Origin of the sequence: Pasteurella sp. XG20, from assembly GCF_018968665.1 — a bacterium.
Lineage (GTDB): Bacteria > Pseudomonadota > Gammaproteobacteria > Enterobacterales > Pasteurellaceae > Pasteurella > Pasteurella multocida.
In genome coordinates, this window is sequence record NZ_CP076656.1 from 1,802,637 (window position 1) to 1,816,185 (window position 13,549).

Consider the following 13,549-nt stretch of genomic DNA (forward strand, 5'->3'; position numbering starts at 1 on the left):
TAGGCATTTTAAAACCCTTTGCAACCCCTTTTTACAAAAAAAATTAAATTTTTTATTAAAAGATTATTTTTTAAACTTAATGTGTAAATCTTGTTAGATTTTTGTTAACTTTTTAATCCTTTTATCAGTTTTGGTAGATCCGCAATGGACGCTAACAAATAATCTGCTTGTTTTACACCTTCTGCTGTAATCGGTTTTCCTGTTTTCACTAAAACAGTATTTTTGATATTTGCTGCTTTTCCTGCTAACACATCCTCAACTTTGTCACCCACCATAAAAGAAGCACTAGGATCAATCTTAAGTTCTTTGATCGCTTGTAATAGCATACCCGCTTTTGGTTTACGACAATCACAAACTTGACGATACTCTCCTTTTCCGTCTATATGATGTGGACAATAATAAATGCCATCAAGATCAACGCCTCGATCTGCCAGCGACCAATCCATCCATTCTGTCAGCTGTAAAAATTGATCTTCGCTAAAATATCCACGCGCAATACCTGACTGATTTGTTACAAGTACCAATAAATAGCCCATCGCTTTCAGTTGTTGTAACGCTTCAATGCTACCGTCAATAAATTGAAACTGATCAATTTCATGAACATAGCCATGATCAATATTTAATGTGCCATCTCGATCTAAAAAAATTGCTTTTTTCATATGAGAGCCTTCCTTTTATTTAAATGTGCTTTAAATTATCCCTTTTCTTGACTCACTTCGCAAATAAAGTCGCGATTATTTCTATCTCATAACAAATTGTACTAAAAATATTAAAATTACATATTGACATGGAAATCTAGACGTCTAAAATACACAGCCAATGTAACAAAAAATGATAAACAAAGGGCTTATATGATTAAGCTAGAAAAGATTAGTAAAATTTTTGATGTGTCAGGTAAAAAATTGACCGCACTTGATAATGTTTCACTGCATGTACCTAAAGGGCAAATCTGCGGTGTGATTGGTGCATCTGGCGCGGGGAAAAGTACTTTAATTCGTTGTGTCAACTTACTTGAAACCCCTTCTTCTGGTGCTGTCATTGTTGATGGTAAAGATTTAACACAGTTAAAAAATGCGGATTTAGTGCACGAGCGTCGCCATATTGGCATGATTTTCCAACACTTTAATTTATTAACATCGCGCACAGTATTTGGCAATATCGCGTTGCCATTGGAATTGGAAAATACACCAAAAGAGAAAATTCATCAAAAAGTGAATGAATTACTTGCATTAGTGGGTTTAACTGACAAAAAAGATGCCTATCCCTCAAATTTATCAGGGGGACAAAAACAGCGAGTCGCTATTGCTCGTGCACTGGCAAGTGAGCCAAAGGTTTTATTATGTGATGAAGCCACCAGTGCTTTAGATCCTGCAACAACGCAGTCTATTTTGACATTATTGAAAGAAATTAACCGCACATTAGGGATCACGATTCTTTTGATCACCCATGAAATGGAAGTCGTAAAACGTATTTGTGATCATGTGGCTGTTATCGACAAAGGACGTTTGATCGAGCAAGGTTCGGTGAGTGAGATATTCTCGAATCCTCAAACTCAACTGGCAAAAGAGTTTATCCGTTCCACATTCCATATTAGCCTGCCAGAAGAATATATGGAAAAATTAACCGAAACACCAAGAAATGCGACATCTTGGCCAATTGTAAAATTTGAATTTACTGGTCGTACTGTCGATGCCCCTGTATTATCGCAAGCATCTAAAATGTTTGGGGTTGATCTGAGTATTTTAACTTCGCAAATCGACTATGCAGGCGGTGTTAAATTTGGTTTTGTGATTGCTGAAATGGAAGGTGATGACGAAGCGATTACCAGAACAAAAACCTATTTAATGGAACATAATGTAAAAGTTGAGGTATTAGGCTATGTTTGATCAATTATGGGCAGATTTCACCCAAGAAATGACACCAAGAATTTGGGAGCTCGTTGGTCTTTCGACTCTTGAAACACTTTACATGGGATTTATTGCCACCTTATTTGCTATCGTGATTGGGTTACCCATTGGTTTATTAGCTTTTCTAACAGGTAAAGGTGAAATTTTAGAAAATCGTCGTGCCAATCAAGTATTAAATGTAATCATCAATATTGGTCGTTCAGTACCTTTTATTATTTTACTGATTATTTTACTTCCTTTTACTCGTTTAGTGGTTGGAACGACATTAGGGACAACAGCGGCTATCGTGCCATTAAGTGTGTCTGCCATTCCCTTTTTCGCACGTTTAACTGCAAATGCATTATTGGAAATTCCAAGTGGCTTAACAGAAGCCGCAAAATCCATGGGAGCGACAAACTGGCAAATTGTCACCAAATACTATTTACCAGAATCGATCCCAATTTTAATTAATGGCATTACGCTTACCTTAGTCGCTTTAATTGGTTACTCTGCGATGGCGGGTGCTGTCGGCGGTGGTGGCTTAGGTAATTTAGCCATTACTTATGGTGAACACCGCAATATGATCTATGTAAAATGGATCGCAACCATCATTATCGTCCTGATCGTTATGTTAAGCCAAAAGTTGGGCGACCACTTAGCAGAACGTTTTGATCACCGTTAATTGAAATATAATTTACACAACATCATTTTTTAGAGGATTTTCTATGAAATTAACAAAACTTTTTGGTCTAGCAACACTGGTTTCTGCTGTCGCACTAGCAGGTTGTAAAGATGATAAACCAGCAGCCGCTGCTGCACCACAAGAACCTGCTGCGCGTAAATTAACTGTTGGAGTGATGACAGGTGCTGAAGCGCAAGTGACAGAAGTTGCTGCCAAAATTGCGAAGGAAAAATATAACATTGATGTGAAATTAGTTGAGTTTACGGAATACACTCAACCAAATGATGCATTAACGAAGGGCGATTTAGATGCTAATGCCTTCCAACACAAACCTTACATGGACAAAGAAGTTGAGCAACGTGGTTATAAATTGGCGATCGTAGGCAATACTTTTGTTTTCCCAATTGCAGCGTATTCTAAAAAAATCAAAAATGTCTCTGAGTTACAAGACGGGGCAACTGTTGCGGTACCAAACAATCCAAGTAACTTAGGTCGTGCGCTATTACTTTTAGAAAAACAAGGCTTAATTAAGTTAAAAGATCCAAGTAACTTATTCTCAACCTCAATTGATGTGATTGAGAATCCAAAAAATCTCCAAATCAAAGAAGTTGAAGGTTCACTACTTCCACGTATGTTAGATGATGTCGATTTCGCGATCATCAACAATAACTATGCTGTACAACAAGGTTTAACCGCTGAAAAAGATGGTATCTTTGTCGAAGATAAAGATTCACCTTATGTTAACTTAGTGGTGAGCCGTGAAGATAATAAAGACAATGAAGCGATCAAAGATTTTGTGAAAGCATTCCAAACCGAAGAAGTGTATCAAGAAGCACTTAAACACTTCCAAGGTGGTGTGGTTAAAGGTTGGTAAGACGCAACTATTACTTACATTTCAGTACTCCCCGGTCAACTTGACTGGGGATTTTTTTATTCTTTTTCGCCTTCTATGACATAGCGTTTAATCTTTCTTTTCAATTCATCCTTTAAATTTTCATTACACTGTTAACATCTCTTTATAGATAGCCCTTCTATATAAACTTTCCCCCTTACTTTCGCAACAGGCGCATATTATAACTAACTCAGTACAAGAACATATTATGATGAACTCTTCTGATACCCGTATTATGTCAGATGTGATAAAGCTCATCTTTCTAGGCGAAGCATACTCAAATTAGGTGGGACAAAATAAATCACCCAGAATGGATTGCCGTTATCCCTGAACAAGGCGAATTTAAACGTTTCTTAACCGCACCTAATGGAAGTGAAGTCACCGGTATTGCCTTTACACCGGATAATAAAACCATGTTTATCAATATCCAACATCCTGGTGAGCCTGATAGTGGCGTGACCGAACCGGACCAAGTGACCGCGATCTCAACTTGGCCAGATAGACAAGGAAAAACACGTCCACGTTCTGCTACCGTGGTGATTCAAAAAGAAGACGGTGGGGTTATTGGTTCATAAGGGAAAGATAGGGACCGTAAAAGTGCGGTTGATTCTGAGAAAAATTTTATAACTCACCGTAAGGTTGAGAGATAAAAGGCAGAGAAGTCGTATTCTCTGCCTTTGACATTTATGCTATTCCCCACACCGCAATTATTCTACAGTAACGGCTTTTGCAAGGTTTCTCGGTTGATCCACGTCGGTTCCCTTAATTAAGGCAACGTGATAAGCCAACAATTGCATTGGAATGGTATAAAAAATCGGGGCAATCACTTCATTGACTTTCGGCATAGTCATAATTTTCATGCCTTCCGTTTCAGTAAAGCCAGCTTCTTTATCAGCAAACACGTAAAGCTGTCCGCCACGAGAACGCACCTCTTCAATATTGGATTTTACTTTTTCTAAAAGATCATTGGTTGGTGCGACCACGATCACTGGCATATCCGCATCAATTAACGCAAGTGGACCATGTTTTAGCTCACCCGCGGCATAGGCTTCTGCATGAATATAAGAGATTTCTTTTAACTTTAACGCGCCTTCCATCGCAATCGGATAATACTCTCCTCGTCCTAAAAACAAGGCATGGTGTTTATCTGCAAAATCTTGCGCGAGACTTTCAATTTGTTGATTAAATGCTAATGCTTTCTCTATCTCAGCAGGTAAAGATTGCAGGGCCTTAACCAGTTCTTCTTCCTGCGACAGAGAAATGTTCCCTGTGACTTTACCAATAGCAATCACTAGCATCAGTAAGGTTGCCAATTGTGTGGTAAAAGCCTTTGTTGATGCCACGCCAATTTCTACTCCCGCGCGAGTCATAAAGGCAAGATCTGATTCTCGTACCAGTGAAGAGCCCGCTACATTACAAATCGTCATCGCACCCATATAACCTTTTTCTTTAGCTAAACGTAATGCGGCTAACGTATCAGCAGTTTCACCTGATTGGGAAAGGGTAATCAATAAACTCTTAGGACGCGTCACAAATTTGCGATAACGAAACTCTGAAGCGATTTCCACATCACAGCTTATTCCTGCCAAATGTTCAAACCAATAACGCGCTACCATACCTGCATTGTAAGAGGTGCCACAAGCCACAATCTGAATATGTTCAACCTGCTCTAATAATCGTTCTGCGCCATTACCGATGCTGTCCACCAAGACATTATGCTGATGCAATCTGCCCTCAAGGGTATTTAAGATAGCACGAGGTTGTTCAAAAATCTCTTTTTGCATGAAGTGACGAAATGTGCCTTTTTCCGTTGCATCGTGTGTAAGATGAGAGTCTTGGCTGTCACGTTGAACGGGATGTCCATTCACATCGTAAATATCGACGGTGCGTCGAGTAATTTCTGCTACATCCCCTTCTTCTAAAAAAATAAAACGACGTGTCACATTTAACAAAGCAAGTTGATCTGAGGCTAGGAAATTTTCCCCTATCCCTAAACCAATCACTAATGGGCTACCTGAGCGAGCTGCAACAAGATGATTTGGTTGTTCACAGTCCATCACAACCATCCCATAAGCCCCTTTTAGCTGTTTTACGACCTGCTGCACAGCCCGTAACAACGAAGTTTCGTTACGCATTACCCAATGCACTAAATGAGCAATCACTTCAGTATCGGTTTGAGAGAGAAATTGATAACCCTTCTGTTGTAAATCAATGCGTAATTGTTCATAGTTTTCAATAATTCCATTGTGCACTACCGCAAACTGACCTGATACATGAGGGTGTGCATTATCTTCAGAAGGCGCACCATGTGTTGCCCAGCGGGTATGAGCGATCCCTGTGCCCCCTGTTATTTTTTCAGCCGCAACGGCTTCAGCTAATACCTGTACTTTTCCTAAACAGCGAACACGTTGCAATCGTTTCTCTTGATCGACAATGGCTATCCCTGCTGAATCATAGCCCCGATACTCCAAACGATGTAAACCATTCACTAAAATTTCTGCTACATCACGTTGTGCAATTGCACCAACAATACCACACATAGTATTCTCCTTTTTATAAAAAGTTTAATGTGTTAAGTTTACGCTAAAGAAAATTAAAACATGAGGCTCATTATAGTTAGCAGGTCAGTTTATGCAAATATTAAATACAGAAAACTGATTCATTTGGAGTGTTTGTGTACATATGAAAAAGCTCTGTGAACGCATCACAGAGCTTTTTAGAAATATGAAAAAGTATGACTTAATTATTTAACAGCGTCTTTTAAGGCTTTACCGGCAACGAAAGCAGGCACTTTAGAAGCAGCAATTTTGATTTCTGCACCTGTTTGTGGGTTACGCCCTGTACGCGCTTTGCGTGAATTTACTTTGAATGTACCAAAGCCGATTAATTGCACTGGTTCACCCGCTTTTAAACTACCAGAAATCGCTTCTAGAGTTGCTTCTAATGCTGCTTTTGCTTGCTTCTTGTTTAACTCAGCCGCACTTGCAATCGCATCAATTAAATCCGTTTTGTTCATAAATAAATACCTTCTACTTTTTATTTAAATCGTGAGGAAAGACATGATGTGTTTCCGATAAAATGATTACTGTAGACACAGCAATGCCAAGCTTAATCTAAGTTCGCCATAAAACAAAGCAAGATTTTCAAATTTTGTTATAAACATCACATTATTGCTCAGTTTCTATACCGATATTAGAGATTCCCGTGCTGCGCAGCTCATTTTTTAAGTCTAAAATCAGCGCAATATCACGCTTCTCACACGCGTTCAAAGTGCGGTAAATAAGCCACTGGAGGTCCAATTCTTGCTGAATTTCCTCACTTTCTTTTAAGGCTTTTTCAGATAATGCTTGTTCAGCTTGCTGTTCTAAAAAAGTCGCCACAGTTTGTAATGATAATTGGCTTATTTTTATGGCTTGTTCTAAACTGGAACCCGCAATCAGTGTATGCAAAAGCTCAGAAAGGGCTTCACAGGCATCTGCAGCTGGAAGAGCACCATAAAATTGGTGTTCATTTAAATCTGGAATAATATTTTCTAATTTTTCTAACTGGTTCTCAAAATTGATTTTGGCGCCTTTCACCGTCAAATGTTCCCAAACCAAGTTCAAAATATTCTGATATAGTTTGCCGTTTTCCTCTTGCTCAACGACCTGACAGAATAATTGAAAGTTCGGTAACATACGTTCACAAAGGCACGCCATAAAAGTGATATGTTGCCACGTTTCAAGATTTTCTAAGCGTTTATGAATAGGGTTTCGCATAATTCTCCTGCGTATTATTTATGATAAGGTTGAGAAAATTGATGAATCGCGTTAACAAACACCGCTGGGCTTTGTTCTGGCACATCTTGATGAATACCATGACCAAGATTGAACACATGACCAGATCCCTCACCAAAATCCGCCAAAATGGACCGCACTTCTTGTTCAATACGAGCAGGTGAGGCATATAGTACCGATGGATCCATATTGCCTTGTAACGCCACTTTATGTCCGACTCTGGCTTTGGCTTGTGCCAAATTAACTGTCCAATCAACGCCCAACGCATCGCAACCAGTTTCTGCCATGGCTTCTAACCACATGCCACCACCTTTCGTAAACAAGGTTACCGGCACTTTACGTCCTTCATTTTCTCGTATTAATCCTGCGACAATTTTGTGCATATAGTGCAATGAAAAATCTAAATACTCACGATGCCCTAACACACCACCCCATGTATCGAAGATCATCACTGACTGTGCGCCTGCTTTAATTTGTGCATTCAAATAGAGTATGACAGCATCCGCCAGTTTATCTAATAATTGATGCAATAATTGGGGATCAGCATACAGCATTTTTTTTATTTTAGTGAAGGCTTTACTGCTGCCACCTTCTACCATATAGGTTGCTAATGTCCAAGGGCTACCTGAGAAACCAATCAACGGCACTTCCCCTTTTAATTCACGGCGAATGGTGCGTACTGCATTCATCACATATTGTAATTCACCTTCAGGATCGGGAATGGGTAAATTTTGCACTGCACGTTGCGTTTCAATTGGATGCGCAAATTTCGGTCCTTCGCCCACCCCAAAACTTAAGCCTAACCCCATAGCATCTGGGATAGTTAAAATATCAGAAAATAAAATGGCGGCATCCAACGGGTAACGACGTAGAGGTTGTAACGTGACCTCACAAGCTAGCTCTGCATTGCGACATAAAGACATGAAGTCCCCCGCGACGGCTCTCGTCGCACGGTATTCTGGTAAATAGCGCCCCGCTTGACGCATCATCCAAACCGGTGTCATATCGACAGGCTCACGCAATAATGCTTTTAAATAGCGATCATTTTTTAATGCAGTCATGTTGCTTTCCTTTCTTCCTCAGCACACAGTTGCAATGTATGCTCAATTAATTTTAACGCGATAGTGCCTTTCGGTGGTAACTCTGGGAGGGGCGCATTATAATCAAACCATTGCGCATCATGAATTTCCATTTCTTGTACACAAATCTCTCCTCCTGCATAATCGGCTAAAAAGCCAATCATAGCAGAATTAGGAAAAGCCCAAGGTTGGCTCCCGAAATAACGTAAATTCTGAATCTGAATGCCTGTTTCTTCCAACACTTCTCGATGTACCGCCTGTTCAAAGGTTTCACCTACTTCAACAAATCCCGCTAAAGTCGTGTAAATGCCGCCCTTATGACGTTGGTGGTTAGCCAATAGAATTTGTGCACCACGGCGTACCGCGACAATAATACAAGGACAAATCACAGGGTAAGTGCGGTGTGAACAAGATGGATTCTGACATTGAATCGCCCATTCCTGCTGCACAAGGTCAGTAGGATGTCCACATTTGCCACAAAAACGATGAGTTTTAAAGAAATGGTTTAGCTCAACACCACGGTTAAGCAGATTAAAATGCGCTTCTGGTAACGCTAATAAGCTACGTAAAGAGAAATAGGTTCGCTGATCGTCCGCTATCTCCTCCACCAACCATAAAGGCCGCCCATTGAGCTCACCAATTATCATCCCATTATAGCCTTGTAACTGAAAATCAGCCGCCTTACCTTGAGGTAGCTCCCCATTAATCAAATATAAGGCTGAATCTTGGGTTAATAACCAATAACCGGCATCATCAGGTTGAATCGCATTCATATAGGCTCACAAAATATAGCAAAAAATGACCGCACTTTTTGCTGTTTGGAATGGAATAAAGTGCGGTCATTATAAAGGGAATTTTACAATTTAGCGAATAAAAAACCCGAACCTAAGGCTCGGGCTTTTTGCTTAATCAGGCTTATTCTGCATCATCAGCCATATTTAACATTTCTGCTAAACTTGCTGTGGCGTCTTCTGCAGTCACCGTAAATTCTGCTGCGATTTCTTCTTCATCTGCGGCAGATAATTTCACTGGCATTTCATCACTCATCACCACTTTCTTCTGACGATTTTGGTGGTAAGCAAAACCGGTACCGGCAGGGATTAAACGACCCACAATTACGTTCTCTTTCAAGCCACGTAATTCATCACGTTTACCTGCCACTGCGGCTTCGGTTAACACACGTGTGGTTTCTTGGAACGACGCTGCTGAGATAAATGACTCAGTTGCAAGAGACGCTTTAGTAATACCAAGCAATTCACGTTCAAATTCCACTAATGGTTTACCTTCAGCTTCACGCTTACGATTCACAATTTTCACGCGTGCCACTTCAACTTGCTCACCCTCTAAGAATTCAGAGTCATAAGCTTTCGTGACAATACCTTTACGTAACATTTGGCGAACGATCACTTCGATGTGTTTATCGTTAATTTTTACCCCTTGTAAGCGGTAAACTTCTTGTACTTCGTTAACGATATATTCTGTGACTGCGTGAACGCCACGTAAGCGTAAGATATCATGTGGGGTTTCTGCACCATCCGAGATCAAGTCACCACGTTCCACCATTTCGCCTTCAAATACGTTGAGCTGACGCCATTTTGGAATCATTTCTTCGTAGGTCTCACCTTCAGCCGGGGTGATCAATAAGCGACGTTTACCTTTGGTTTCTTTACCGAAGGACACGATACCTGAAATTTCCGCCAAAATAGCTGGCTCTTTCGGTTTACGTGCTTCAAATAAGTCTGCCACGCGTGGAAGACCACCGGTAATATCTTTCGTTCCTACCGATTCTTGTGGAATACGTGCTAATGGTTCACCGATATGGACTTCCGCATTGTCGTCTAAAGTCACGATCGCTTTACCTGGTAAGAAGTACTGTGCTACCACGTCTGTCCCTGGAATTAAGATATCATTACCTTTCGCATCCACTAATTTGATAGCTGGACGTAAGTCTTTACCTGCTGTCGCACGTTCACCCACATCTTGTACCACGATAGAAGATAAACCAGTCAACTCATCGGTTTGACGTGTCACGGTTAAACCGTCAATAAGGTCAATGAATTTCACAAAACCACTTACCTCAGACACCACTGGCATAGTATGTGGATCCCAGTTTGCTACGGTTTCACCGGCTGTCACTTCTTGCCCATCACCTTTGCTTAAGATCGCACCGTAAGGCACTTTATAGTGCTCTTTTGTACGACCAAAGGCATCAATAATGGTTAATTCGGTGTTACGTGATGTTAACACTAACTTACCTTCGTTATTGGTGACAAATTTCACGTTGGCTAAACGTAAGGTACCCGTGTTTTTCACTTGGATACTGGATTCTTTCGCTGCTGCAGACGCCGCACCACCGATATGGAACGTACGCATCGTTAACTGTGTACCCGGTTCACCGATAGATTGTGCCGCAATAACACCCACGGCTTCACCTTGGTTAATCAAGTGACCACGTGCAAGATCACGTCCATAACATTTGGCACACACACCGAAGTCTGTGTTACAGGTTACAACGGAACGCACTTTGATGCTATCCACAGAATTACTGTCGATCACATCACACAATTTCTCATCTAATAAGGTATTGCGTGCAATCAACACTTCTTCTGTGCCTGGTTTCAACACGTCTTCTGCCACCACACGACCTAATACACGATCACGTAGTGCTTCTTTCACATCACCACCTTCGATTAATGGGGTCATCACGATACCTTCGTGTGTACCACAGTCATCTTCGATGATCACTAAATCTTGTGCCACGTCCACTAAACGACGGGTTAAGTAACCGGAGTTCGCTGTTTTTAATGCCGTATCCGCAAGACCTTTACGCGCACCGTGGGTTGAAATAAAGTACTGTAATACGTTTAGACCTTCACGGAAGTTTGCGGTAATTGGGGTTTCAATGATCGAACCATCTGGACGCGCCATCAAACCACGCATACCCGCTAACTGACGAATCTGTGCCGCAGAACCACGCGCACCCGAGTCCGCCATCATAAAGATACTGTTGAAAGAGGCTTGTTTCTCTGGTTGACCTTCACGGTTGATCACTTCTTCAGTCGATAGGTTTTCCATCATGGCTTTCGCAACACGTTCGTTTGCGGCTGCCCAAATATCGATCACTTTGTTATAACGTTCGCCCGCTGTCACTAAACCTGATTGGAACTGCTCTTGGATTTCCGCTACTTCGTCTTCTGCTGCAGAAATAATTTCGTATTTCTTGGCAGGAATGACCATATCATCGATACCGACAGAAGAACCAGAACGTGCCGCATACGCAAAACCGGTGTACATGATTTGGTCCGCAAACAAGACGCTTGGTTTCATCCCTAAGCGACGATAGCTCTCGTTGATTAACTTAGAAATCGCCTTTTTACCTAAGGTTTGGTTAAACAAGCTAAATGGCATTCCTTTTGGTGCGATCATCCAAAGAATCGCACGACCAATAGTCGTATCCACTAAGTTAGTTTGTGGCTCAAACTCGCCTACCGCATTTTTCACGTATTCTGTGATACGCACTTTGACACGAGAATGTAATTCGACTTGACCGGTGCGATACGCTTTTTCCGCTTCACGTGGGTCTTGTAACAACATGCCTTCACCTTTACCGTTCACTTTATCACGGGTCATATAGTAAAGACCTAATACCACGTCTTGTGAAGGAACGATAATCGGCTCACCGTTTGCAGGTGATAAAATGTTGTTGGTTGACATCATTAATGCACGCGCTTCTAACTGTGCTTCTAATGTCAATGGCACGTGAACCGCCATTTGGTCACCGTCGAAGTCCGCGTTGAACGCCGCACAAACAAGTGGGTGTAACTGGATCGCTTTACCTTCGATCAATAAAGGTTCAAAGGCTTGGATACCCAAACGGTGCAACGTTGGTGCACGGTTTAATAAAATTGGGTGCTCACGAATTACGTCCGCTAAGATATCCCATACGATCGCATCTTCACGCTCAACCATTTTCTTCGCGGCTTTAATAGTTGAAGCGAAGCCACGGCTTTCTAATTTTGCATAGATAAACGGACGGAATAATTCCAATGCCATTTTCTTCGGTAAACCACATTGATGTAGGTGCAAATATGGTCCTACGGTGATTACGGAACGACCTGAATAGTCAACACGTTTACCTAATAGGTTTTGACGGAAACGACCTTGTTTACCTTTGATCATATCCGCAAGTGATTTTAATGGACGACGGTTAGAACCCGTAATTGCACGACCACGACGACCGTTATCTAATAACGCATCTACTGATTCTTGTAACATACGTTTTTCGTTACGCACGATGATATCTGGTGCGATTAAGTCTAGAAGACGTTTTAAACGGTTGTTACGGTTAATCACACGACGATATAGATCGTTCAAATCTGAGGTCGCAAAACGACCGCCATCAAGTGGTACTAACGGACGTAAATCTGGTGGTAATACCGGTAATACGGTCATTACCATCCATTCAGGCTTGTTACCAGATTGAATAAAGGCTTCTAACAGTTTTAAACGTTTAGTGATTTTCTTACGTTTGGTTTCTGAGTTCGTTTCTTGTAATTCTTCACGTAAGTTTTCACATTCTTGCGGTAAATCCATATCGCGCAATAAGGCTTGGATAGCTTCCGCCCCCATTTTCGCGTCAAATTCATCACCCCAACGATCTTCCGCATCGATATATTGTTCTTCGGTTAATAACTGACCTTTATCGAGATCCGTCATTCCCGGCTCGATCACAATATAAGATTCGAAGTATAAAACGCGTTCGATATCACGTAATGGCATATCAAGTAATAAACCGATACGGGACGGCAGTGATTTTAAGAACCAAATGTGCGCCACGGGTGAGGCAAGTTCAATGTGACCCATACGCTCACGACGTACTTTGGTTTGAGTGACTTCCACACCACATTTTTCACAGATCACACCACGGTGTTTTAAGCGTTTGTATTTACCACATAAACATTCGTAATCTTTTACTGGTCCGAAAATACGTGCACAGAAAAGACCGTCACGCTCTGGTTTAAAGGTGCGGTAGTTAATGGTTTCAGGTTTTTTAACTTCACCAAATGACCAAGAACGGATCATGTCCGGTGAGGCTAAACCAATTTTGATCACATCAAAATCTTCACTTGTTTTTGATTGTGCTTTTAAAAACTTAACTAAGTCTTTCACAGATTTGCTCCTGTCGGAGTTAAACTTATTCAAGTGCGGCTGAAATTTTAAAAATTTTTACCGCA

General features: G+C 41.1%; 11 protein-coding genes. 4 read left to right on the forward strand and 7 right to left on the reverse strand.

All coding sequences use genetic code 11. The features are described from left to right. Nucleotides 1-104: 104 nt before the first annotated feature. Nucleotides 105-659 (reverse strand): D-glycero-beta-D-manno-heptose 1,7-bisphosphate 7-phosphatase, encoded by a 555-nt coding sequence (gmhB, locus tag KPF51_RS08395; protein ID WP_005755313.1) that lies wholly within the window; start codon nt 657-659, stop codon nt 105-107. A 192-nt stretch (nt 660-851) separates the two neighbouring features. Between gmhB and metN the strand changes: the two genes are divergently transcribed. From metN to KPF51_RS10890, 4 genes are all read left to right on the forward strand, one after another. After that, nucleotides 852-1,886 carry a methionine ABC transporter ATP-binding protein MetN gene (metN, locus tag KPF51_RS08400; protein WP_005718783.1) on the forward strand — a complete coding sequence of 345 codons (1,035 nt, stop codon included), beginning with the start codon at nt 852-854 and terminating at the stop codon, nt 1,884-1,886. Beyond that, entirely contained in the window at nt 1,879-2,568 is a 690-nt protein-coding gene (locus KPF51_RS08405; protein WP_005718785.1) for a methionine ABC transporter permease, read from the forward strand. The genes metN and KPF51_RS08405 overlap by 8 nt, the downstream gene beginning before the upstream one ends. A gap of 43 nt (nt 2,569-2,611) precedes the next feature. Next, nucleotides 2,612-3,442, forward strand: a complete 831-nt coding sequence (locus tag KPF51_RS08410) for a MetQ/NlpA family lipoprotein (RefSeq protein WP_005718787.1) — start codon at nt 2,612-2,614, stop codon at nt 3,440-3,442. Between the two features lie 341 nt (nt 3,443-3,783). Then, a complete protein-coding gene (locus KPF51_RS10890; RefSeq protein ID WP_371743789.1) occupies nt 3,784-4,035 on the forward strand; it encodes an alkaline phosphatase PhoX in 252 nt (83 codons plus the stop codon). A 132-nt stretch (nt 4,036-4,167) separates the two neighbouring features. On the opposite strand, the gene glmS is transcribed toward KPF51_RS10890, so the two are convergent. The 6 genes from glmS to rpoC all read right to left on the reverse strand — a co-directional run bounded on the left by glmS (nt 4,168) and on the right by rpoC (nt 13,484). Further along, on the reverse strand, nt 4,168-6,000 hold the full coding sequence (gene glmS / locus KPF51_RS08420) for a glutamine--fructose-6-phosphate transaminase (isomerizing) (RefSeq protein WP_005718791.1): 1,833 nt from the start codon (nt 5,998-6,000) through the stop codon (nt 4,168-4,170). Between the two features lie 203 nt (nt 6,001-6,203). Then, the gene (locus KPF51_RS08425) at nt 6,204-6,476 is read right to left on the reverse strand and encodes an HU family DNA-binding protein (protein ID WP_005724684.1); all 273 of its coding nucleotides are present in this window, start codon (nt 6,474-6,476) and stop codon (nt 6,204-6,206) included. A gap of 151 nt (nt 6,477-6,627) precedes the next feature. After that, entirely contained in the window at nt 6,628-7,218 is a 591-nt protein-coding gene (locus KPF51_RS08430; RefSeq protein ID WP_005718796.1) for a YjaG family protein, read from the reverse strand. Between the two features lie 14 nt (nt 7,219-7,232). Continuing rightward, on the reverse strand, nt 7,233-8,297 hold the full coding sequence (gene hemE, locus KPF51_RS08435) for a uroporphyrinogen decarboxylase (RefSeq protein WP_005736025.1): 1,065 nt from the start codon (nt 8,295-8,297) through the stop codon (nt 7,233-7,235). Continuing rightward, nucleotides 8,294-9,088: an NAD(+) diphosphatase gene (nudC, locus tag KPF51_RS08440; protein WP_005724685.1), complete on the reverse strand. Its 795-nt coding sequence runs from the start codon at nt 9,086-9,088 to the stop codon at nt 8,294-8,296. Before nudC ends, hemE begins: the two co-directional genes overlap by 4 nt. A 142-nt stretch (nt 9,089-9,230) precedes the next feature. Continuing rightward, nucleotides 9,231-13,484, reverse strand: coding sequence for a DNA-directed RNA polymerase subunit beta' (rpoC, locus tag KPF51_RS08445; protein ID WP_005724687.1), 4,254 nt, complete (start codon nt 13,482-13,484; stop codon nt 9,231-9,233). Nucleotides 13,485-13,549: the final 65 nt, after the last annotated feature.